The following is a 21,614-nucleotide window of genomic DNA, read 5'->3' on the forward strand; positions in this document are numbered from 1 at the left end:
CCGATGCGCGCAAGCCGATGGCGCGATCAAGTTCGGCGCGCCTTCATTCGCGGTGCATAACTTCTATGGCCATCGAAATGGGCACCCCGGTTTGTACTGCCGTCGATAGGGCGCGGCGGGCCGGATGCGATGGCGACGCCGTCCGCCAGCATTGGAAGAACGGCCATGGGCGACCGCGGAAGGCCGCAGAATCGGGAAAAATACGCCATGAAATGGCGATAATGGTGCGGTCGAGAAGACTCGAACTTCCACGGCCTTTCGGCCACAACGACCTCAACGTTGCGCGTCTACCAGTTCCGCCACGACCGCACATCATGATGGTCCGGACGGGCCGGCACCAGGTAGGAGCGGGCGCCTAGCAAAGCTTTCGGGGCGATGCAAGCGAGCTTCGCAGCATTTGTTTCTTCGCGGCACGGCAATGCCGGGCCCCGCGCGCCGGGCGTGTCACCAAAGCGTCCTGAAACCGTCACTCAACTGTCATCGCTCTGGCGTCAGACCGTCATCGAATCACCCTAGTGGCGGCGTCACCGGGGGCGAGCACAGACATTTCTCGTTGATCGGTGGTTTTTCATGTGGGGCGCGAAGGCGCACCGGGAACGGAGATTTTCATGGCGGCTTTCGCACGCGTTCGTTTGGTCATGCTCAGCGGCGTGGCCTGTTCCATTCTTGCGGCCTGCGGCGCCGACGGCGTCGCGTCGCCGGGCGAAGGTGTGATCGTCATTCCGACGCCGACCCCGACGCCCACGCCGACCCCGACTCCGACGCCGACCCCGACGGGCGTCACCCCGGCGGCGAACTGCCCGACCATCGCGGGCGCCGACCAGCTCACCGACCTCGGCACGATCACCGGCAACGAAGGCACGTGGCGCAACTGCGGCTTCCCCGCGCGCTTCAACTCGACGACGGCGATCCCGAAGGTCGACGGCGTCATCTACTCGCTGCCCGGCCGCGTCGACGTCGGCACCGACCAGGGTGCGGCGAGCACCAACACCGTCGCGACGCTGACCATCGATCCGGGCGTCATCGTCTTCGGCTCGACGGGCGTTTCCTACCTCGTCGTCAACCGCGGCAACAAGATCGATGCCGTCGGCACCCCGACCCAGCCGATCATCTTCACGGGCCGCGGCAACGTCGTCGGTTCGGCGGGTGACAGCACCTCGCAGCTGTGGGGCGGCGTCGTGCTGCTCGGGCGTGCGCCGATCACCGACTGCCTCGCGCCGGGCGCCGCCGAAGGCACGGTGGATTGCGAACGCGACACCGAGGGCACGTCGAACGCGCTCTATGGCGGCGCGCAGCCGGCCGACAATTCGGGCCGCATGTCGTACGTCCAGATCCGCTATTCGGGTTTCATCCTGAGCGCCGATAAGGAACTGCAGGGCCTCACCCCGTCGGGTGTCGGTTCGGCCACCCAGTTCGACCACATCCAGATCCACAACAGCTCGGACGACGGCATGGAAGTTTTCGGCGGCCGGCCGAACTTCAAGCATATGGTCGTCACCGGCGCCGAGGATGACAGCTTCGACACCGACGTCGGCTACAAGGGCAACATCCAATATGCGATCGCGATCGGCCGCGCCGGCGGAACGGTGGGCGACTCGATGATGGAAATCGACTCGGACGGCAACGAACAGGCGGTTCCGCGCCAGAACGTCACCATCTCGAACTTCACCTTCATCCATCGCAACGCCAACAACAGCAACGCCGCCGCCATCCGCATCCGCGGCGGCGCCGACTACAGCTTCGTCAACGGCCTGATGACCAGCGACACCTCGTGTATTCGCATCGACAGCACGTCGACGACGCAGACGGCGGGTGCCGACGAACAGGGGCCCCCGCGCTTCTTCTCGGTATCGCTGAAGTGCAGCGCCGACCGTCCGTTCCGCGGTGGCGGCAGCCCGGCGGTGACCGACGCGGAAGTCCAGGCGATCTTCAACGCCGGCACGGACAACCGTTTCGACTATACGCCGAGCCTCGCGAACCTGTTCATCAACGGCGCGACCGAGACGGGCTTCGCGGCCTATGATGCCAAGACGATCGCGCCCTTCTTCGACACGACGGCCTATGTCGGCGCGGTCCGCGATGCCAACGACACCTGGTATCAGGGCTGGACCTGTAACTCGGCGACGGCGGACTTCGGCACCAGCAGCGGCAGCTGCTCGGCGCTCCCGGTCACCTGACCGCTGCTCGCAAGCCAAATGGGGAGCGGGCAGGCCTGACACAGGCGGCCCGCTCCCCACCTGCATATTCCTCGGGGACTTTCACATGACCAAGCGGCCGATCTTCGCCAGCCTGCTTCTTCTCAGTTCCGCGCTCGTCGCGCCTGCCGCCCTTGCGCAGGATGCGAGCGCCGAACCCGCCGCCGACACGCCGCCCGTCGCCGCCGAACCGGCCACCGACGCCGCCGCGCCCGCCGACGAAGAAGCCGATATTTCGATTCCGGGCGGCGCCGATCAGGAGATCGTCGTCACGGGCCGCTATACCCCCAACATCGTCCGTTCGACCCCCGAAGTCGTGTCGTCGCTGTCGTCGGCCGACATCGCGCGGACCGGCGAGGGCGATATCTCGGGCTCGCTGCAGCGCGTTACCGGCCTGTCGGTCGTCGGCGGCGGCTTCGTCTATGTCCGCGGCCTTGGCGATCGCTATTCGCTGGCGCTGCTCAATGGTTCGCCGTTGCCCAGCCCCGAGCCGCTGAAGCGCGTCGTGCCGCTCGACATCTTCCCGACCAACGTCATCGATTCGACGCTGGTCCAGAAAAGCTTCTCGGTGAACTTCCCGGGCGAATTCGGCGGCGGCGTGATCAACCTCACGACCAAGGCGACGCCGCGCGAACCCTTCCTGACCTTCAGCGGCGGGATCGGCTGGGACAGCGAAACGACGAACCAGCTCGGCTATACCTATTATGGCAGCGATACCGACTGGACCGGTTTCGACGACGGCACGCGCGACGTGCCGCCGCTGCTCAAGGCCGCGCTCGCCAGTGGCAAGCCGATTCTGGAAGGTGCCGACTTCACCCAGGACCAGCTCGAGGCGATCCAGATGGAGCTGGTCAACGCCAAAACGACGCTGCTCCAGCAGAACGACCATATCCCGATCAACTGGTCGGCAGGGATCACCGGCGGCACGACGATTGCGTTGCCGAACGGCGAACTCGGGATCATCGCGACCGCGGGGATCAGCAACAAGTGGCGCACCCGCGACACGTTGCAGCAGACGTCGGTCAACGACGATCTGTCGGGCGATCCGCAGACGAGCTATAACCGCGTCATCACCGACAATCGCGTCGTGGTGAACGGGCTGCTCGGTTTCGGGCTCGAACTCGGCGATCACAAAATCCGCTGGACCAACCTCTATATCCGCGACACGTTGAAGCAGGCGCGCCTTGCGCTCGGTACCGACGCCAACCAGTCCGACCGCGACATCATGAAGCAGGATACGGCGTGGTACGAGCGCCAGCTGATCAACACCCAGCTCGTCGGCGAATTCCACTTCGACCGGCTGAAGCTCGACCTGCGCGGCGCCTACGCCAATTCGCAGCGCGAAGCGCCCTATGAGCGCGGCTTCACCTATGTCCGTACCAACCAGCCGGGCGACCCGGTGGGCGACAAGTTCGTCAACGACCTTGGCGGCAACCGCGGCGATGCGACAATCGCCTTTTCGGACCTCAACGAGGATCTGTGGTCGGGCGGCGTCGACCTGTCGTACGAACTCGCCCCGCGGATCACAGCGACGGTCGGCTATGCCTACAGCGACACGCATCGCGTTTCGGAGCGCCGGACCTTCCAGTTCCGCGCCTCGAACCTGCCGCTGGCGGTGCAGCAGCTGCGCCCCGACTATCTGCTCTCCGATGCGACGATCCAGCTTTACGACATCACGTTGCTCGAAACCTCGGCGCAGGACGGCACCGCGGCTTTCGACGCCAAGCTGACGACCCACGCCGGCTACGGCCAGATCCAGGCGGAGATCGTGCCGGGCGTCAACGTCAACGCCGGCGTGCGTTACGAGGAAGCGAAGCAGACCGTCGTTCCGATCGACCTGTTCGGTACCGGATCGTCCGCGATCGTCGCGACCAACCTGAACAACGACTATTGGCTGCCCGCCGTTACGCTGACTTGGGAAGTCGCGCCCGACATGCAGCTGCGCGTCAACGGATCGAAGACGATCGCGCGGCCGCAGTTCCGCGAACTGGTGGCGCAGGTCTATCAGGACCCCGAATCGAACCGCCTGTTCCGCGGCAACCCGTCGCTGACCGACAGCGAGCTGTGGAACGCCGAAGCGCGCTATGAGTGGTATTTCGCCAAGGATCAGCGTCTGACGGTTGCCGGCTTCTACAAGTCGATCGACAATCCGATCGAGACCTATACCTCGATTTCGGACTCGTCGGTGAACAGCAGCTACGCCAACGCGCCGAAGGCGACGCTCTACGGCGCCGAGGTCGAGGTGCAGAAATATTTCCCGCTCGATACGCTGTCGGACGCGTCCTTCTGGCAAAGCCGCCGCCTCGTGCTGATCGGCAACTATACCTACACCAAATCCGAAATCCGGGTCCGCGACGGCGACACGACGGTGATCAACGGCGTGGTGCAGAATGCCGCCAACTTCTTCTTCGACGGCGCGCCGATGACGGGTCAGTCCGACCATTTGCTCAATTTCCAGATCGGGCTGGAGGATCAGGACAAGCTGTCGCAGCAGACCTTGCTGCTGACCTATGCCAGCCCGCGCGTCACCAGCCGCGGCCCGTCGGGCCAGCCCGACCTCGAGGAAAAGCCGGGCATTCAGCTCGACTTCGTTGCGCGGCAGGGGCTGACGCTGCTGAACAAGGAAATTGAGCTGAAGTTCGAGGCGCGTAACCTGACCGGACGCAAATATCAGGAAGTGCAGACCGCCGGCGATAACAAGATCTTCTTCAACCGTTACAAGCTGGGCCGCACTTTCTCGCTGAGCGCGTCGGTGAAGTTCTGAGGTAAAAATCCTCCCCGTCGCGAAGCGATGGGGAGGGGGACCACCGCGACGCGGTGGTGGAGGGGCGTCGCCGTTGCGTTACGGCCCCTCCGTCAGCCCTGCGGGCTGCCACCCCCTATGGCTAGGCCACAGGGAGGATCATTCTCAACATCGCGCCGGACTCGCCCGGCTGACAAAAAACTGTAATCTTCCCGTCAACTGATTGTCATCAATCGCCCCTAGGCGATTCGCGAACGGCCACTTCAGTTGGGGGACAGGGAAAATTTCATGGCGACGCTGATGCCCGGATCGGCCGTTCGGCTGCCGCGTGGCCTGCCCGTCTGGCTGCGGACCAAACGCGCGCCGCGCGACATCTGGCCGCTGCTGCTGGTTGCGCTGCTCGGCGCGCTGCTGGTCTGGCAATGCGTCCGCCTGCTCTGGACCCTCATCGTGCCGCTGTCGCCGCTCGGTGCGTGGCAACCGCAGGCGGCGGTCATTGCGTCGCCCGCCGAGCGCCGCGCGCTGTTCGTCGGCCTCGACCCTTTCTTTCGCACCGCACCGCAAGGCCCCGCCAGCGCCACCGTCACCGCGCTCGGCCTCACCCTGTTCGGGGTCAACATCAACGAAGCGACGGGCAGCGGTTCGGCGATCATTGCCGGCGAGGACGGGGTGCAGAACAGCTACGCCGTCGGCGACGAGATCGCGCCCGGCGTCAAGCTGGTGGGCGTCGCGTTCGACCATGTGCTGCTCGACCGCGGCGGCGCGCGCGAAAGCCTGTTCCTCGACCAGAGCGGCGAGGCGCCGGTCGCCAGCCCCGCGGCCGCCCCCGCCATGCCGACCCCCGAAACCGCTGCGGCCCCGGCGAGCGGTGTCTCCGCCGGCGGCGAGATGTCGCCCGCGGCTCTGAAGGCCGGAGTCGGCTTTGCGCCGCGGACCGAGAGCGGCAAGGTCACCGGCCTCGCCGTCCAGCCGCAGGGCGACGGCGCCGTGTTCCGCGCCGCGGGGCTGCGTCCCGGCGATGTCATTCGCTCGGTCAACGGCCGCCCGATCGGCTCGGCGGGCGATGCCGCCTCGCTCGCCGGCCAGTTCACGCCGGGGGCGCGCATCTCGCTCGAGGTCGAGCGCGGTGCCAGCGTCGTCCCCGTCGCCATCTTCCTCTCGAAGCAATAGGTTTATGCGTCTCAAACTGTCCCTGATGCTCGCCGCCGCGCTCGTTTCCGCAACGCCGGGACCCGCGCTCGCGCAATATACGCTGAACGTCCGCGACGCCGATATCCGCGCGTTCATCCAGGATGCGGCGCGGATCACCGGCCGCACCTTCGTCATCGACGGCCGCGTCAACGGCAAAGTGTCGGTGGTGACCGACCGGCCGCTGTCGCGGAGCGAATATTTCGAGATTTTCCTTTCGACGCTGCGCTCGAACGGGCTGGTCGCGGTGCCGGGACCGAACGGCAGCTATCGCGTCCAGCCGATCGACGGCGCCGCCGCCCAGCCCGGCCGCATCGGCAGCGGCGGCGCGGCACAGAACCAGTTCGTCACCGAAATCATCCGCCTCCGCCATATCGACGCGGTGTCGGCGGTCGAAACGCTCCGCCCGCTGGTCAGCCCGCAGGGATCGCTGACCGCGAACCGCAACGCCAACAGCCTTGTCGTCGCCGATTTTGCTGACAATATCCGCCGCATCCGCGCGCTCGCGAGCAGCATCGACCGCGACAGTTCGACGAGCCAGATCGTCACGCTGAAAAACGCCGGCGCGCGCGAGATCGCCGCCGCGCTGCAGGCGCTGGTGCCCGCAGCCGGGGAGGGCGCGCAATCGCCCGTCGCCATCGTGCCGATCGACAGCAGCAACGCGATTGCGCTGCGCGGCGATCAGGCGATGGTCGCCCGCTTCGTCCAGATGGCGAACGACCTCGATGCCAAGGCGGCGGGCGGCACTGAACTGCGCGTCTACTGGCTCGAACATGCCAATGCCGAAACGCTGTTGCCGACGCTTCAGCAACTGATCGGCGGCGGCAGCGATCCGGCGCAGAAGGCTGGACTGCCGCCGGCTTCGTCCTCTTCCTCGTCGTCGGGCAGCGCCGGTGCCGCGCCCGCCGTCGCAACGAATAGCGCGCCGACCTCGGTCAGCGGCGCCGGCGGCAGCATCTCGACGCGCGGGCCGGCGATCGTCACCCGCTATGAAGGCGCCAATGCGATCATCGTCGCCGCCAACAGCGAAGTGCAGCGAATGCTCGGCGAACTGATCCGCCAGCTCGACAGCCGCCGCGAACAGGTGCTGGTCGAGGCGATCGTCGTCGAGATCGGCGACGATGCGGCAAAGCGGCTCGGCGTCCAGTTCCTGCTCGGCGGCAAGAATATCCCGTTCGTCGCGACCAACTACAGCAATGCCCAGCCAAACATCTTCACGCTCGGCGGCGCCTATGCGGCGAACCGGCTGTCGCAGGAAACGACGACGGTCAACGGCAATACCACGGTGACCCAGACGAACAGCGCGCTCGGCAGCAGCCTGCAGGAAGCGGCGGCGGCGTCGCTGCTCCAGGCGACCGGCGGTTTTGCGGGGTTTGCGGGCGATATCGGCAAGAACACGATCTTCGGCGCGATCATCAACGCGGTGAAATCCGACACGACGTCGAACCTGCTCGCCACCCCGCATATCGTCACGCTCGACAATCAGGCGGCGAAATTCCTCGTCGGACAGGAAGTGCCGATCACGACGGGCGAGGCGCTGAGCGACAATTTCGACAACGCCTTCCGCACCGTCCAGCGCGAAGAGGTCGGCATCAAGCTCGAGGTCACGCCGCAGGTCAATGGCGCGGGGGAGGTCAAGCTGTTCCTGCGCCAGGAAGTGTCGAGCGTCGCCGGGCCGGTGTCGTCGCGCAACAGCGACCTCATCCTCAACAAGCGCTCGTTCGAGACGGTGCTGACGGTCGACGACGGCGAAATCCTCGCGATCGGCGGCCTGCTCAACGACGACGAGCGCAAGACGATCGAGCGTATTCCGTTGCTCAGCGACATCCCGCTGATCGGCGAATTGTTCAAGTCGCGGAGCCGGTCGCGCTCGAAGACCAACCTGATGGTCTTCATCCGCCCGACGGTCCTGCGCAATCGCGAGGATAATGCTGCGCTGACCGCGCGGCGTTATGGCTATGTCCGCAACTTCCAGTTGCAGCGGAACCCCGATCAGGAGCCGGCGATCGATACGCTGGTCCGCGACTATATGGGCACGACGCCGCCGTCGCCGCCCTCGGCCGGCGATGTGACCGTCACCCCCGTCGATCTGCCCGCGCTGCGCGGGCCCGATGGCAATGTGATCAGCACCGACGTGCCGCCTTCGATCTCGAACGCGCCCGCGCCGCCGACCGGAGACTATCCGTGACCGAGCCCGAACCGACCGCCGCACCCCCGGCGCCGGTCGACATCCCCTATGGCTTTGCACGCGCGCACGGCGTCGTCATCGCGCCGGGGGACGGCGGCATCTGGCTGGCGACGCTCCGCGAGGACAGCGACCCGGCGGTGCTGATCGAGGTCAAGCGCTACCTTGCGCAGCCGCTCAAGGTCGCGACCGCCAGCGTCGCCGATTTCGATCGGCTGCTGTCGGATCATTATGCCGTCGATGCCTCGGCGGCGGCAATGGCGGGATCGCTCGACGGCAGCGACCTCGATTTCAGCCTGCCGAGCGCCGAAGACCTGCTCGACAGCGCCGACGATGCCCCCGCGATCCGCCTGATCAACGCGATCATCGCCGAAGCGGTGCGGCAGGGCGTCAGTGACATCCATATCGAGCCCTATGAAAGCGGGCTTGTGGTGCGGATGCGCACCGACGGGGTGCTGCGCGAGCATCTGCGCATGCCGCCGCATGTCGCGCCAGTTGTCGTGAGCCGCATCAAGGTGATGGCGCGGCTCGACATCGCCGAACGCCGTATCCCGCAGGACGGGCGCATCGGCCTGACGCTTGCGGGCAAGGCGGTCGATGTCCGCGTTTCGACGCTGCCGAGCCGTGCGGGCGAACGCGTCGTGATGCGCATCCTCGACAAGGATACGGCGGGGATCGATTTCGACGTGCTCGGCCTGTCGGGCGAGGCCGACCGCATCCTGCGCGAGGCGCTCGCTGAACCCAATGGTATCATCCTCGTCACCGGGCCGACCGGATCGGGCAAGACGACGTCGCTTTATGCCGCGCTGAAGCAGCTCAACGATGGCCAGCGCAATATCCTGACCGTCGAGGACCCGGTCGAATATGCCGTCGACGGCATCGGCCAGACGCAGGTCAACAGCAAGGTCGGGCTCGATTTCGCCGCCGGGCTACGCGCGATCCTGCGCCAGGACCCCGATGTCGTGATGGTCGGCGAAATCCGCGACCGCGAAACCGCCGACATCGCGGTGCAGGCGTCGCTGACCGGCCACCTCGTGCTTTCGACCGTGCACACCAACGATGCGGTTGGTGCGATTACGCGCCTCAAGGATCTGAAGGTCGAGCCTTTTCTTTTGGCTTCGACGCTCCGCGCCGTCATTGCGCAGCGGCTCGTCCGCAAGCTCTGCGAGCATTGCCGCGAACCGGTGCAGGCCGACAACAGCGTCGCCGCGATGCTCGGGCTCGATATCGGCACCGTCATCTGGCGGCCCAAGGGCTGCGACCAGTGCGGCGGCAGCGGCTACAAGGGCCGTATCGGGGTGTTCGAGGCGATCAAGGTCGACGAGACGGTGCGCCGTTATATCTATGCCGGCGGCGACGAGGCGATGATCGCCAAACATGCCTTTCTGAAGGCGCCGACGCTGGCGTCGGCGGCGCGCGCGATGGTCGCCAAGGGGCTGACGACCGCGGAGGAGGCGATCCGCGTCGCGCGGCGCGAGGACGTCGATGCCTGATTACCGCTATGTCGCGATCGACCCGCAGGGGCGCGAGCGCAAGGGACGTCTGACCGCGGCGAACGACGACGCTGCGCGCGCCGACCTTGTGCGGCGGAAATTCCATATCGTTGCGGTCGAGGCGGCGGGGTCGCGCCCTGCTTCGCGTTCGCTGCTCGCCTTTCGCCGCAGCAAATTGTCGCGCAAGGAACTGGCGCTGTTCACGCGCCAGCTTGCGACGCTGGTCGAGGTGGCGCCGCTCGAGGAAGCGCTGCGCACGCTGATGCGCCAGAGTGAAGCCGAAAGCGCGCGGGCGGTGATCGCCGACGTCCACGCCGGCCTGCTCGAAGGCCGCCGCCTCGCCGATGCGATGGCGCGCCAGCCCGCGAGCTTCCCGCCGCTCTATCGCGCGATGGTCGCGGCGGGCGAAACGACGGGCAGCCTGACGACGATCCTCGCGCGGCTCGCCGACCTGCTCGAACGGCAGGCCGAAGTGCGCGGCAAGCTGGTCGCGGCGCTCGCCTATCCCATCGTCCTCGCTGTGGTCGCGATCGGGGTGGTCGCTGCGCTGATGATCTTCGTCGTCCCGCGCGTCGTCGAACAGTTCACCGACACGGGACAGCAGCTGCCCTTCTTGACCCGCGCGGTGATTGCGATCTCGGGCTTTGCCGCCAACTGGTGGTGGCTGATCGCGCTGCTGCTGGCGGCCGGAGCCTTTGGCTGGGTCACCGCGATGCGCCGCCCGGCGTTCAAGGCGCGGGTCGATGCGCGGCTGCTCCGCCTCCCTTTGCTCGGCCGACTGCTCCGCGATCTCTACGCCGCCCGTTTCGCCCGCACGCTGTCGACGATGGTGTCGAGCCGGCTGCCGCTCGTCGAAGGGCTGCGTCTCACCGTCCCGACGATCCGCAACGCGGCGCTAGCCGGAGCGACCGCGGCGATCGTCGATCAGGTGCGCGCCGGCGGCAGCCTGTCCGCGGCGCTGCGCGACGCGGGCGTCTTCCCGCCGCTCCTCGTCTATATGACGGCCAGCGGCGAAAGCGCGGGGCGACTGGAACAGATGCTCGAACGCGCCGCCGACTATCTCGAACGCGAGTTCGACCGTTTTACCGCCGCCTCGATGGCGCTTCTCGAACCTGTCATAATTGTCCTTATGGGGTCTTGCGTCGCGCTCATCATTCTCGCCATCCTGCTTCCGATCCTCCAGTTGCAGAACCTCGCAGGTCTATAATATGTCGCTTATGCAGCTTTTCTTTCGCCTGATGCTCGATCCTGGCCGGTCCGCCGCCAGCCGCCGTAAGCAGGGCGAGCGCGGCTTCACGCTGACCGAACTGATGGTGGTGATCTTCATCATCGGGCTGCTCGCGACCGTGGTGATGATCAACGTGTTGCCGAGCCAGGATCGCGCGATGGTGACCAAGGCGAAGGCGGATATCGCGACGCTCGAAACCGCGCTTGAACAATATCGCCTCGACAATCTCACCTATCCTGCGAGCACCGACGGGCTGAATGCGCTTGTTTCGGCGCCGCCGGCGCTCGCCCAGCCCGAACGCTACCGCCGCGGCGGCTATATCAAGAAGCTGCCCGAAGACCCGTGGGGCCGTCCCTATAATTATCAGGCGCCGGGGCCGAACGGAAAGGCGTTCGACGTCTGGTCGCTCGGCGCCGACGGCGCGCCCGGCGGGACCGACGACAATGCCGACATTCGCGGAGAAGGCTGAGGCGCTCGCTGGATGTTCCCCGGCGAAAGCCGGGGCCCATTTGCGCCCGCACAATCTTTCATGGGCCCCGGCTCCCACCGGGGCGCACTGTCCTGACGGCCAGCGCGGCTTCACGCTGGTCGAGCTGATGGTCGTGCTCGCCATCCTCGCGCTTGCCGCTGCCGCAGTGGTGCTGACGATCCCCGGCGACGAACGCACGGTGCGCAGCGAGGCCGATCGCCTTGCCGGCCGCCTTGCCGCCGCGCGTGACGTGGCGGTGATCGAGGGGCGCAGCGTCGCGGTCAACTTCGCGCCGTCGGGCTATGGCTTCGAGCGCCGGGTCGAAGGAGCGTGGCAGCCGCTGCCCGGCCGCGCGTTCGAACAGCGCAATTGGCCGGGCGATGTCCGTTTCGTTGCCGGCGACGGGCAGGGCGTGTCGCGCATCCTTTTCGATCGCGTCGGAACCAGCCCGACGCCGCAGTCCGTCGTCCTTGCGGGCGGCGATGCGCGCGAAACGGTGCGCGTTTCGGCGACGGGGGAGGTCAGCCGTGGCCAATGACCATGAAAGCGGTTTTACGCTGCTCGAAATGCTCGTCGCGCTCAGCATCATCAGCATCGCCGCGCTGACGCTCGTCCGTCTCGATGCCTTCGCGGTGCGCACCGCGGGCGACCTCGACGAAAGCACGATGGCGGGGATCGTCGCGCAGAATCGGGCCGTCGAACTGTGGACCGATCCGGCGCCGCCGACCATCGGCAACAGCGCGACGGGCGTCGCCAATGCCGGCCGCAACTGGCGCGTCGAACAGCGCGTCGCCCGGACCGCCGACGACAGCCTGCTCCGCATCGACCTGACCGTCCAGCCCGAAAGCGGACGCGGGCAGGCGGTGCTCACGATCATCAGGCCGTCGCAATGAAGGACGAAGGCGGCTTCACTCTCGTCGAAATGCTCGTCGCATTGTCGATCTTTGCGGCGATCGCCGCGATGGGGGTTGGCCTGCTGCGCAGCAGTATCGATACTCAGGATGCTGTTCAGCTTCGCCTGAAGGCGATGGGCGGTATCAACCGGGTCCGCGCGCTGATGGCGAACGACCTTGCGCAGGCGGTGCAGCGCCCGACGCGCGGGCAGGCGGGGGAGCCCGTGCCCGCATTCATCGGTTCGTCCACCGGCTTCGCCTTCGTCCATGGCGGCGCACCGTCGCAGTACAGCGGGCCGCGACCCTCGGTCGAACGCGTCGCCTATGCGCTGACCGGCGGCGAATGGCGGCGCGCGGTACAGCCTATGCTCGACGGCGCGGTGCTGAGCGACGGCGATCGCCTGATCGGCGAGGTCGACGCGGTCGCCGTGCGCTATCGCGACGAAAGGGGCAATTGGGGCGAGAGCTGGACGTCGGAGCCCGGCGACCGCCTGCCGCGTGCGGTCGAAGTGCGGTTGACCCGCCGCGGTCGCGCGCCGCTCGCCATGCTGTTCCTCACCGCCCCGGCATTGCCGCCGCCGCCCTTGCAGGCGCCTGCGTCATGAGGCCGCTGGCGAGAGGCGAACGCGGCGCCGCGCTGCTCAGCGTGCTGCTGCTCGTCGCGGTCATGGCGGTGATTGCGGCGACGGCGCTTGACCGCTTGACGCTCGCGACGCGGATCGCGGGCAGCGCGTCGACGATCGATCAGGGCCGCGCCTACAGCTTTGCCGCCGAACAGATTGCGCTGCGCCGCGTTGCCGATCTGGTCGGGCGCGATCCGTCGCGGCTGACGCTTGCCGGTGGCTGGCTCGGCCGCGAATTTGTCCTGCCTTTGCCGGGCGGCGAAGGCCGGGCGCGGCTGACCGATGCGAACAATTGCTTCAACCTCAACGCGCTCGTTGTCGAAGCGGCGCCCGGGCGCCTCAGTCAGCGCGCCAGCGCCGTGGCGCAGTTCGCCGAACTGATGACCCTGCTCGGTATCGATCCCGGTCAGGCGAGGGCGATCGCGGCCGCCGCCGCCGACTGGATCGACAGCGACAGCAACGAAGGGCCGCTGGGCGCCGAGGACGGCGTCTACCGGTCGATGCAGACATCCTATCTGCCGGGCAACCGCAAGATGGCCGATATCAGCGAATTGCGCGCGGTGCACGGGGTGACGCCGAAAATCTATGCGCGGCTTAAGCCTTGGATTTGCGTGCTGCCGGTCGCCGATCCGATTCGGCTCAACGTCAACACGCTGGCGCCCGAACAGGCGCCGCTCGTCGCGATGCTGCGTCCTGGCGAGATCGGGGTGGCGAATGCACGCGCCGCGCTGGCAGCGCGGCCCGCCGACGGCTATGGCAGCAGCGTCCGATTCTGGAAGGCGGGGCCGCTTGCCGGAATCGACCCGGGCGACGCCGCCGAACAGGCGGGGATGACGAGCCGCTGGCTGACACTGACGACGAATGTGACGATGGGGGACGGTTTCTTGACTTCGGTTTCGCTCATCGATGCCAATGGCGGTGCACCCGCTGCGGGTACCGCGCCGCCGTCGATCGTCCGCCGCGACTGGGGCGAGGGCGACTGACGTGGCGCGGACGCTCATTCTGTGGCTTCCGCCGCTGACGGCGCTCGACGACGAAGGCACGCGGCCGGCGTGGCTGCGCGTCGACGATGGCGTGATTGTCGATTCGGGCCAGGACGATGGCTGGGTCGATGCGTGGGAAAAGCCGGACGACGATGGTGCCGACGACCGGCTTGTCGCGCTTGCTCCCGCCGCCGACGTGCCGATCCAGTGGCGGCACTATCCCGATGCGGCGCCGGCGCAGGCGGCCGCGGCGGCGCGGATCGATACGCTGAAAGACAGTCTGGGCGATGCCGCCGGATTGCATATCGTGTCGGGACAGCCCGCCGATACGGGGCAGGCGGTGCCCGTCGCCGTGACGACCCACGCGGCAATGACCGCATGGACGGGCTGGCTCAAGGCGCAGGGGTTCGATCCCGCGGCGATCGTTCCTGCGGCGGCGACGGTGCCGCCGCCCGAACCGGGGACGCTATGGACCGCCGAACTCGGCGGCGAGCAGATCGTGCGCACCGCCGACCGCGCCTATGCATCCGATCCCGAACTCGATCGATTGATCGCGGGAGGGCACGATATCGCGCCGCTCGATGCCGATCGCATGCGCGAGGCATTGCTGCTGACGCTCGCCGTGCCGCCGCTCGACCTGCTCAGCGGCGGGTGGAAACCGAAGCGAAGCTGGTCGGTCGATCCAGCGATGCTGCGGCTTGCGAAGCGGCTGTTCATCGCGCTGGCCGCGGTCAGCCTGCTCATTCCGGTCATCCATGCGATCCGCCTGTCGAGCGACAGCGTGCGTGCCGACGATGCCGTCGTCGCTCTGGCGAAGAAGGCGGGGGCCGCTGCGGTCGACGCGTCGGCGGCGGAGGCCGAACTCGACCGCCGGCTCGCCGCCGCCGGGGGCGGGCCGCTCGCCTTCTCGGTGCCCGCCTCGGCGCTCTACGGAGCGATGGGCGACGTGCCCGGCGTCACGCTCAAAAGCCTCTCGCACCGCACCGACGGGACGCTGACGACGACGCTGGCGGCGCCGCGTGTCGACGATGTGAACAAGGTGCTGCTGGCGTTGCAGGCGCGCGGTTATCGCGTCACTGCGCAGCCGATGGCGGGAACCGACGGGCTGCAGATGGCCAATGTGACGATCCGGGCGGTGCCATGACCGAGAAATTGCAGAACTGGTGGACGGGGCTTTCGGGGCGCGAGCGCTGGCTGGTCGGTATTGCGGGCGTGCTGGCGCTCGGCGTGATCCTGTGGGGCATCGGCCGCCCGGCCTTCGCCGTCTTTGCCCACCTCGAGGGGGAGCATCGCGCTGCGGTCGAGCGCGAGGGGCGCGTCGCGGCCAAGGTGCAATTGCTGGCGCAGCGCCCGGCGAAATCGGTCGCCGCGGCGGTCGATGCGATAGCGATCGACCAATATCTTGCGCAGTCGGCGAGCGAGATCGGACTGACGCTCGACCGCAACGAGGCGCGCGGGCAGCGGCAGGCGACGATCGCCATCGCCACCGCCAAAGCGCCCGTGCTCACCGACTGGCTCGCGTCGCTCGAAGGACAGGGCTTTGTCGTCGACCAGTTGACGATCACGCCGGCGGTCGACGGGACCGTCGGGATGACGGCCGAACTGAGGAAGGGCGGCCAGTGACGATGCGGCGGCGCATGACGATCGCGGCGGTGCTGTTGGCGCTGATCCTCATCATCGCGACCTTCCCGATGCGGCTCGCGCTGGGCCTGTCGGGTGCGACCGATGCGGGGATATCGGCGCGCGAAATTCGCGGTTCGATATGGTCGGGTGAGCTGGTCGACGCGCGGCTCGGCGCGCTGCCGCTCGGTACCGTGCGCGCCAGCCTGTCGCCGCTCGCCCTGCTCGGCGGGCGCACCGAACTCGTCTTCTCGCGCACCGACGCGCGGCTCGGCGCGCTTGCGGGGCGCCTCCATGGCAGTGATCCGCGCGGGATGTCCGAAATCAATGGCATGACATCGCTGGCGGGCGGCTTCGGACTCATCCCCGTGGATACCATCCGCTTCGAGGGCGCGACGGCGCGGTTCGACGCGGCTGGCAAATGCGTCGAAGCGGCCGGCCGCTTGCAGCTGGTGGTCGGCACGACGATCGCCGGGCTCGATCTGTCGCGCGGGCTGTCGGGACCGCTCCGCTGCGCGGGCGGACGGGCGCAAGCCACGCTCGCCAGCCAGTCTGGAATGGAGCGGCTGACTTTGTCGTTCGACGGCCGCGGCGCCTATCGCGCCGGCTTGGCGATCAATGTCGACCGCGACCCGGCGATGGCGGCGGCGCTTGCCGCGCTGGGTTTCAAGCCGGGGCAGGGCGGTTTCGTCCTGACCAGCGCGGGCCGTTTCTGAGGTGCCCGACCCGGGCGCCTTGCCCGTGGGCATCGGTGTCGCTTTCGCCGCGCTGATCGGGCTCGTCCTCGGCAGCTTTATCGCGACATTGGTGATGCGCTGGCCGCAAGGGCGATCGGTGCTCGGGCGTTCGCAATGCGACGCCTGCCACCAGCCGCTCGACGTCCGCGACCTTGTTCCCCTGCTGTCGGCTTTATGGTCGCGCGGACGATGTCGCCGATGCGGCGCGCCGATCGATCCTTTTCACGGCCGGGTCGAGATCGTCTCGGCGCTGATCGGCGCCGTGGCGCTGGTGTCGATGGCGGGGACGGCGGGTTGGCTCTGGGCCTTGTTCGGCTGGCTGCTGCTGCCGCTCGCACTGCTCGATGCACGCCATTTCTGGCTACCCGACCGGTTGAATGCCCTCCTCGCCATGGTGGGCCTGCTCTTCGCCGGCCCGCTGCTCGGCACACCGTTGCTCGATCGCTGGATCGGCGCACTTGCCGGGGGACTGGTCCTCGCGGCCATAGCCCTGCTTTACCGTCGCGTGCGCGGGGCCGAGGGCATGGGCGGCGGCGACCCGAAGCTCGTCGCGGCGGTCGGCGCCTGGCTCGGCTGGCAGGCGCTGCCGCTGATGCTGCTCCTCGCCAGTCTGGGCGGCATTGCGTGGGTGCTCGTTGCGCAGAAAAGGGAAGGGGACGCGCCGCTGGCGTTGCGGCGCGTCCCCTTCGGCGTTTTCCTCTGCGCCGCGGCGTGGATCGCGGTGCCGGTCTGGCTGTCGTTGATCAGCGCTCGATAACGACGGTCACCGCGCGGCGGTTCTGCGCCCAGGCTTCCTCGTTCGATCCGACCGCAGCGGGGCGTTCCTTGCCATAGCTGATCACCTGGATCCGGTTCGGATCGATGCCGAGCGAGGCGAGATAGTTTTTCGCGGCATTGGCACGGCGTTCCCCGAGCGCGATATTATAGTCGCGGGTGCCGCGTTCGTCGGCATGGCCTTCGAGCAGGACGCGGACCGCCGGGTTGCGCTGCAGCCACTGCGCCTGGCTCTGCAACGTGGCCTGATCCTCGGCATCGACATTATACTGGTCGAAACCGAAGAAGATGCGGTCCGAAGACACGTTGGCGATGAAATCCTGTTGCGAGCCGGGGACGACGCCGCCGGTGCTGGGTCCGGTATCGGTGCCCGTGCCTTCGGGGGCCGGGGGCAGCGTGTCAGGGGCCTTTTTCGAACAGGCACCAACAGCGAGCATGGTGATCGCCGCGATCATCGCGGTGGTTTTGCGTATCGTCATGTCTTCTGTCCTCTTGTTGTTGCACTCTTATGGTGACCATGCGGAGTTAAGCCGCATCGGGATGGCGATTCAACCCCGCGGATTTCCTTTGGTTCCGCCTCGGGCTTCGTCGATCAGGGGAGCACCGGGCCCCAGCTCGGGTCCGAGCCGTCCTGCGGGGTCGGCAGACGGCGCAGGTTCACACCGGTCAGGTCGACCTGCCACAGGCTCGATTTGCCTTCGCGGCCGGGCGAGGTGCGGAAGAACTGGATGACGCGGCCATTCGGCGACCAGGTCGGCGCTTCGTCCTGCCAGCTATTGGTGAGCAGGCGGACGCCGCCGCCCGCCGGGGTCATCACGCCGACGCGGAATTCGCCGCCGCCCATGCGGGTGAAGGCGATGAGGTCGCCGCGCGGCGACCATTCGGGGGTCGCATAACGCCCGCCGCCAAAGCTGATCCGCTGTTGGTTCGATCCGTCGATGTTCATCGTATAGATTTGCTGGCTGCCCGACCGGTCGCTTTCGAACACGATCTTCTTGCCGTCGGGCGAGAAGCTGCCGCCGACGTCGATTCCCGCGGTGGTCGTCAGCCGCACCGGCGTCCCGCCATTGGCCGAGATGCGATAGATGTCGGTGTTGCCGCCGACCGCCATCGAATAGAGGATCTGCGTGCCGTCGGGCGACCAGCGCGGCGCGAAGGTGGCGTTGCCGCTTTCGGTCACCAGCTTCTGCGAGCCGCTCGCGACGTCATAGATGAAGACGCGGACGCGGTTGTTCAGATAGCTGACGTAGACGATCTTCTTGTAATCGGGCGAAAAGCGAGGGGATATCGCCAGCGCCTGACCGTTGGTGATGAAACGGTGGTTGCCGCCGTCCGAATCCATAATCGCGAGCCGCTTGATGCGGTTCCCCTTCGGCCCGCTCTCGGCGATGTACGCGACGCGGCTGTCGAAGAAGGGTGCTTCACCGGACAGGCGCGAATAAATGGCGTCGGCGCATTTATGCGCGGCGCGGCGCCAGTCGCCCGGCTGGATTTCGAACCCCTGCCGCACCAGTTCGCTGCCGAGGGCGGTGTCGTAAAGGTAGCAGCCTACGATCAGCCCGCCGGTGCTGTTGGTACGCACGAAGCCATGGACGACATTCTCGGCATTGCGCGCCTGCCAGTCGGCAAAGCGCGGCGCGGTGACTTCGGGCATGGTGATCGCGCGGACGCTGCCCGGACCGAGCGGGGCATAGAGCCCGCTGCGTTCGAGGTCGGCGGCGATGACCTCGGCGATCTGGCGGCCGAGGCTGTCGGTGCGCATCCCGGCGACGGTCGTGACCGCGGGGGTGGCCAGCGCCGGGATGGCGATGACGGTGCGGTCCTGCGACAATTGCCCTTCGATCGTCTCGCGCGGTTCGGTTTGAACGGTCGCGGGGGGCGCGACGGGGGCAGGTGTTTCCTGAGCATATACGGGCGCTGCGGTCAGCAGCAAGGCAAGCGACAGACTGATGGAACGGAGCGTCATTTCTCTTACCTCTTGATGAAATCGAGCGTGTAATTCTGCCAGAAGCTGTAATTTTCTTCGGGCAGGTCGAAGGGCGCGGCGAGTTCGACCGCGCGTTTGGCACATTCCTGGTGGCGCTGGACCTGGAACTTGTTGCTGTCGTTCTCGCCCGTCGTCGTGACACTGGTGAAGCCCGCGAGCGCGCCCGACTGGGTCAGGCGGAACTTCACCACTGTCTTGAGCTGGTCAACATCGACGCCCGAAACGCGGCAGCCATTCCAACGCGGCGCGACCGCCGACTTGATGCTGACGTCGATCGAGCGTTTGACTTCCGCAGCGGTTTTCGCGGCGGGGGCGCCCTTGCTCGGCGCCTTGGTCTGTTCGCGGCCGAGCCCGTCGGTGATGCCATCGAGGCGGCCGGTCGGGCGCGCCGTTGCCTTTTTGGCCGGAGCCGATTTGGGCGCCGCCTTGGGCGTCGCCTTCTTGACCGCAGGCGGGGTCTTCTTGGGCGGTGCCGGCGTCGGACGTGCGACCTGTTTCGGCGCCGGCGCCGGGGTCGGGCGAACGATCGGCTCGGGCTCGGGCGGCGCCGGCATCGGTTCGGGCGCCGCGATGTCGATGGCATCCTCTTGGCCCAGCCGCGCGGCAGGCGGGGTTTCGCTGATCACCGGCGCGCTGGATGTCGCGGCGGTTTCGGCGATCAGGTCGACCTCCATCGGCGGATTATCGAAACGCCGCTCGCCCGCGGTCCATTGTACCGAGAGCAGGCCGATGATCAGCACATGCGCGACCACTGCGACAATGATGCCGCTTCGCTGATTGCCCCTCTCTGCCCGTGTTACGGCCATGATTTCCAGCCTATTGCCCGGTTTCTGAACCACGGGTGACCACGGCGGGTTCGGTGTCGGAGCCCGTCGTGACCAATGCGATCCGCGAAAGCCCGGCGCGGTTGAGTTCGCCCATCACGCGCATCACGCGGCCGTAATCGAGCCCCTTGTCGGCGCGCAGCATGATCTGCCGGGGGCGTTCGCCCTCCTTTTGCTCGCGCACGATGGCGTCGAGCCGGGCCGGGAGTTCGGCCTCGCTCACCTGTTCCTCGCCGATATAGAGCGTGTCGTCGCCGGTGATCGACAATTGCACCGGTTCCTGTTCCTCGGTCTCGACCGGCTTGGCGCGACTTTCGGGAAGATCGACGGGAACGGCGGAGGCTAGCAGCGGCGCGGTGATCATGAAGATGATCAGCAGCACCAGCATCACGTCGACGAGCGGCGTGACGTTGATTTCCGACATCGGCGCGCGACGGCTGCCGCGGCCGCGTCGTCCGCCGATGCTCCCCGAAGGACCGGTCATGCCCATCAGGCTTCGACCTCGAGCTCGCGGCTGAAGGTGGCGTGCAACCCGTCGGCAAAGCGCCCCAGCCGCGATTCGAGCCGGTTCAGCCGCTGCGAAAAGGCGTTGTAGGCGATCACCGCGGGAATGGCGGCAAACAGGCCGATAGCGGTCGCGAACAATGCTTCGGCGATGCCCGGTGCGACGACCGCGAGACTGCTGTTGTTCGATGCGGCGATCGCGGTGAAGCTGCGCATGATTCCCCAGACAGTGCCGAACAGGCCGACGAAGGGTGCGACCGCGCCGATTGTCGCGAGCGTGCCGATCTTTTCGGCCAGCTTGTCGACCTCGCCGGCGATGGCGGCGTTCATCGCGATGCCCAGCCGTTCGCGCGTGCCGTCGCGGTCAACATTCTTGCCTGCGGTCGAGCGTCGCCATTCGCTGATTCCGGCGGCGAGGATCTTTGCACTGGGCAATTCCTCGCGGCCATTTTCGTCATAGAATTTGTCGAGATTGCCGGCGCGCCAGAAATCGCGTTCGAAGCGTTCGGAGGCGCCCATCAGCTTGCCGACGCTGCGGCCGTGGGTGAAAATCACCGCCCAGACATAGATGGAGGCGAGCAGCAGCCCGATCATCACGCCCTTCACGATCCAGTCGGCCTGCAGGAACAGCGCGATGGGGGACAAAGTCGCCGCGTCGGCGGCCAGCTTGATATTGTCTAGCAAGGGATATTCTCTCCATTCATGATGGCGGTAAACCGGTCGGCCCAGCCCGCCGGCTGGCGGCGTGGCCGCCCCCCGGGCGACAGGAAGGCTGCCGTGACCTGCCCGTCCGTTAATGTCTCGCCGCTTAACGTGTCAGTCCCGCGAAGGATGCGCTGCGCGATGATCACGCTAGCCCCGCGCACCGCCTCGACGGTGCTGACGACCAGCAGGTCGTCGTCCAGCTTTGCGGGGCTGCGGTATTTGATTGCCAGGTCGGTCACCGCCCACGCGCCCTCGCCGGCTTCCATCGCGGCGCGCTGGTCGATGCCCGCAAGGCGCAGCATGTCCGAGCGTGCCCGTTCCATGTAGCGCAGATAATTGGCGTGGTAGACGATGCCGCTGAGATCGGTGTCCTCGAAATAGACGCGTGCCCGATAATGGTGCGCGGCCCCGACAAAAGCACCGGGGACGAAAGAAGGCGGGACGTTTGCCATTGTCTGATCGA

Annotated in this window: 21 protein-coding genes and 1 tRNA gene; 15 read left to right on the forward strand and 7 right to left on the reverse strand. The window is 67.2% G+C overall.

Translation table 11 applies throughout. The annotated features are described in order from the left end of the window. Positions 1–222: 222 nt before the first annotated feature. Positions 223–309, reverse strand: a tRNA-Leu gene (locus tag AN936_RS03350). A 299-nt stretch (positions 310–608) separates the two neighbouring features. Here AN936_RS03350 and AN936_RS03355 point away from each other — a divergent pair. The 15 genes from AN936_RS03355 to AN936_RS03425 all read left to right on the forward strand — a co-directional run bounded on the left by AN936_RS03355 (position 609) and on the right by AN936_RS03425 (position 17,114). Beyond that, the gene (locus AN936_RS03355; protein ID WP_054586897.1) at positions 609–2,177 is read left to right on the forward strand and encodes a hypothetical protein; all 1,569 of its coding nucleotides are present in this window, start codon (positions 609–611) and stop codon (positions 2,175–2,177) included. Between the two features lie 85 nt (positions 2,178–2,262). Continuing rightward, entirely contained in the window at positions 2,263–4,959 is a 2,697-nt protein-coding gene (locus AN936_RS03360) for a TonB-dependent receptor domain-containing protein (RefSeq protein WP_054586898.1), read from the forward strand. Between the two features lie 267 nt (positions 4,960–5,226). Beyond that, positions 5,227–6,108: a type II secretion system protein N gene (locus AN936_RS03365; RefSeq protein WP_054586899.1), complete on the forward strand. Its 882-nt coding sequence runs from the start codon at positions 5,227–5,229 to the stop codon at positions 6,106–6,108. Between the two features lie 4 nt (positions 6,109–6,112). Continuing rightward, a complete protein-coding gene (gene gspD / locus AN936_RS03370; RefSeq protein WP_054586900.1) occupies positions 6,113–8,314 on the forward strand; it encodes a type II secretion system secretin GspD in 2,202 nt (733 codons plus the stop codon). Next, on the forward strand, positions 8,311–9,804 hold the full coding sequence (locus tag AN936_RS03375; protein WP_054586901.1) for a GspE/PulE family protein: 1,494 nt from the start codon (positions 8,311–8,313) through the stop codon (positions 9,802–9,804). The genes gspD and AN936_RS03375 overlap by 4 nt, the downstream gene beginning before the upstream one ends. Continuing rightward, positions 9,797–11,011 (forward strand): type II secretion system inner membrane protein GspF, encoded by a 1,215-nt coding sequence (gene gspF, locus AN936_RS03380; RefSeq protein WP_054586902.1) that lies wholly within the window; start codon positions 9,797–9,799, stop codon positions 11,009–11,011. Before AN936_RS03375 ends, gspF begins: the two co-directional genes overlap by 8 nt. Before the next feature lies 1 nt (position 11,012). Beyond that, a complete protein-coding gene (gspG, locus tag AN936_RS03385; protein WP_054586903.1) occupies positions 11,013–11,501 on the forward strand; it encodes a type II secretion system major pseudopilin GspG in 489 nt (162 codons plus the stop codon). A 40-nt stretch (positions 11,502–11,541) separates the two neighbouring features. Continuing rightward, positions 11,542–12,039, forward strand: coding sequence for a GspH/FimT family pseudopilin (locus tag AN936_RS03390; protein ID WP_234715729.1), 498 nt, complete (start codon positions 11,542–11,544; stop codon positions 12,037–12,039). Beyond that, the gene (gspI, locus tag AN936_RS03395) at positions 12,029–12,394 is read left to right on the forward strand and encodes a type II secretion system minor pseudopilin GspI (RefSeq protein WP_257719794.1); all 366 of its coding nucleotides are present in this window, start codon (positions 12,029–12,031) and stop codon (positions 12,392–12,394) included. The genes AN936_RS03390 and gspI overlap by 11 nt, the downstream gene beginning before the upstream one ends. Then, complete coding sequence (gene gspJ / locus AN936_RS03400) at positions 12,391–12,999, forward strand: type II secretion system minor pseudopilin GspJ (RefSeq protein ID WP_054586905.1); 609 nt, start codon at positions 12,391–12,393, stop codon at positions 12,997–12,999. Before gspI ends, gspJ begins: the two co-directional genes overlap by 4 nt. Then, positions 12,996–14,000, forward strand: a complete 1,005-nt coding sequence (gene gspK / locus AN936_RS03405; RefSeq protein WP_054586906.1) for a type II secretion system minor pseudopilin GspK — start codon at positions 12,996–12,998, stop codon at positions 13,998–14,000. Before gspJ ends, gspK begins: the two co-directional genes overlap by 4 nt. Position 14,001: 1 nt before the next feature. After that, positions 14,002–15,144 (forward strand): type II secretion system protein GspL, encoded by a 1,143-nt coding sequence (gene gspL / locus AN936_RS03410; protein ID WP_054586907.1) that lies wholly within the window; start codon positions 14,002–14,004, stop codon positions 15,142–15,144. Then, complete coding sequence (gene gspM, locus AN936_RS03415) at positions 15,141–15,623, forward strand: type II secretion system protein GspM (protein WP_054586908.1); 483 nt, start codon at positions 15,141–15,143, stop codon at positions 15,621–15,623. Before gspL ends, gspM begins: the two co-directional genes overlap by 4 nt. Positions 15,624–15,625: 2 nt before the next feature. Beyond that, the gene (gene gspN / locus AN936_RS03420) at positions 15,626–16,336 is read left to right on the forward strand and encodes a type II secretion system protein N (RefSeq protein WP_234715820.1); all 711 of its coding nucleotides are present in this window, start codon (positions 15,626–15,628) and stop codon (positions 16,334–16,336) included. 19 nt (positions 16,337–16,355) lie between these two features. After that, the gene (locus AN936_RS03425; RefSeq protein WP_420496842.1) at positions 16,356–17,114 is read left to right on the forward strand and encodes a prepilin peptidase; all 759 of its coding nucleotides are present in this window, start codon (positions 16,356–16,358) and stop codon (positions 17,112–17,114) included. Here the strand turns inward: AN936_RS03425 and pal are convergent. The 6 genes from pal to AN936_RS03455 all read right to left on the reverse strand — a co-directional run bounded on the left by pal (position 17,101) and on the right by AN936_RS03455 (position 21,603). Beyond that, positions 17,101–17,610, reverse strand: a complete 510-nt coding sequence (gene pal, locus AN936_RS03430; protein WP_173585640.1) for a peptidoglycan-associated lipoprotein Pal — start codon at positions 17,608–17,610, stop codon at positions 17,101–17,103. The two genes, AN936_RS03425 and pal, sit on opposite strands and share 14 nt — an antisense overlap. A 113-nt stretch (positions 17,611–17,723) precedes the next feature. Continuing rightward, positions 17,724–19,097, reverse strand: a complete 1,374-nt coding sequence (tolB, locus tag AN936_RS03435) for a Tol-Pal system beta propeller repeat protein TolB (protein WP_054586911.1) — start codon at positions 19,095–19,097, stop codon at positions 17,724–17,726. Positions 19,098–19,102: 5 nt separating this feature from the next. Next, complete coding sequence (locus AN936_RS03440) at positions 19,103–19,924, reverse strand: hypothetical protein (protein WP_054586912.1); 822 nt, start codon at positions 19,922–19,924, stop codon at positions 19,103–19,105. 10 nt (positions 19,925–19,934) lie between these two features. After that, complete coding sequence (gene tolR, locus AN936_RS03445) at positions 19,935–20,432, reverse strand: protein TolR (RefSeq protein WP_054586913.1); 498 nt, start codon at positions 20,430–20,432, stop codon at positions 19,935–19,937. Continuing rightward, positions 20,432–21,130, reverse strand: a complete 699-nt coding sequence (gene tolQ / locus AN936_RS03450; RefSeq protein ID WP_054586914.1) for a protein TolQ — start codon at positions 21,128–21,130, stop codon at positions 20,432–20,434. The genes tolR and tolQ overlap by 1 nt, the downstream gene beginning before the upstream one ends. After that, positions 21,124–21,603 carry a YbgC/FadM family acyl-CoA thioesterase gene (locus AN936_RS03455; protein ID WP_054586915.1) on the reverse strand — a complete coding sequence of 160 codons (480 nt, stop codon included), beginning with the start codon at positions 21,601–21,603 and terminating at the stop codon, positions 21,124–21,126. Before AN936_RS03455 ends, tolQ begins: the two co-directional genes overlap by 7 nt. Positions 21,604–21,614: the final 11 nt, after the last annotated feature.

Source organism: Sphingopyxis macrogoltabida, from assembly GCF_001307295.1.
In the GTDB taxonomy this organism is placed as follows: domain Bacteria; phylum Pseudomonadota; class Alphaproteobacteria; order Sphingomonadales; family Sphingomonadaceae; genus Sphingopyxis; species Sphingopyxis macrogoltabida_B.

What these genes read in the sequence shown, in the direction of transcription:
- AN936_RS03355 (WP_054586897.1), top strand. Translation starts at nt 609, where the DNA reads ATGGCGGCTTTCGCACGCGTTCGTTTGGTCATGCTCAGCGGCGTGGCC.
- AN936_RS03365 (WP_054586899.1), top strand. Translation starts at nt 5,227, where the DNA reads ATGGCGACGCTGATGCCCGGATCGGCCGTTCGGCTGCCGCGTGGCCTG.
- gspF (WP_054586902.1), top strand. Translation starts at nt 9,797, where the DNA reads ATGCCTGATTACCGCTATGTCGCGATCGACCCGCAGGGGCGCGAGCGC.
- gspN (WP_234715820.1), top strand. Translation starts at nt 15,626, where the DNA reads ATGCGGCGGCGCATGACGATCGCGGCGGTGCTGTTGGCGCTGATCCTC.
- pal (WP_173585640.1), bottom strand. Translation starts at nt 17,610, where the DNA reads ATGACGATACGCAAAACCACCGCGATGATCGCGGCGATCACCATGCTC.
- AN936_RS03455 (WP_054586915.1), bottom strand. Translation starts at nt 21,603, where the DNA reads ATGGCAAACGTCCCGCCTTCTTTCGTCCCCGGTGCTTTTGTCGGGGCC.
- gspJ (WP_054586905.1), top strand. Translation starts at nt 12,391, where the DNA reads ATGAAGGACGAAGGCGGCTTCACTCTCGTCGAAATGCTCGTCGCATTG.
- tolR (WP_054586913.1), bottom strand. Translation starts at nt 20,432, where the DNA reads ATGGGCATGACCGGTCCTTCGGGGAGCATCGGCGGACGACGCGGCCGC.
- AN936_RS03440 (WP_054586912.1), bottom strand. Translation starts at nt 19,924, where the DNA reads ATGGCCGTAACACGGGCAGAGAGGGGCAATCAGCGAAGCGGCATCATT.
- tolB (WP_054586911.1), bottom strand. Translation starts at nt 19,097, where the DNA reads ATGACGCTCCGTTCCATCAGTCTGTCGCTTGCCTTGCTGCTGACCGCA.
- AN936_RS03360 (WP_054586898.1), top strand. Translation starts at nt 2,263, where the DNA reads ATGACCAAGCGGCCGATCTTCGCCAGCCTGCTTCTTCTCAGTTCCGCG.
- gspM (WP_054586908.1), top strand. Translation starts at nt 15,141, where the DNA reads ATGACCGAGAAATTGCAGAACTGGTGGACGGGGCTTTCGGGGCGCGAG.
- gspK (WP_054586906.1), top strand. Translation starts at nt 12,996, where the DNA reads ATGAGGCCGCTGGCGAGAGGCGAACGCGGCGCCGCGCTGCTCAGCGTG.
- gspG (WP_054586903.1), top strand. Translation starts at nt 11,013, where the DNA reads ATGTCGCTTATGCAGCTTTTCTTTCGCCTGATGCTCGATCCTGGCCGG.
- gspD (WP_054586900.1), top strand. Translation starts at nt 6,113, where the DNA reads ATGCGTCTCAAACTGTCCCTGATGCTCGCCGCCGCGCTCGTTTCCGCA.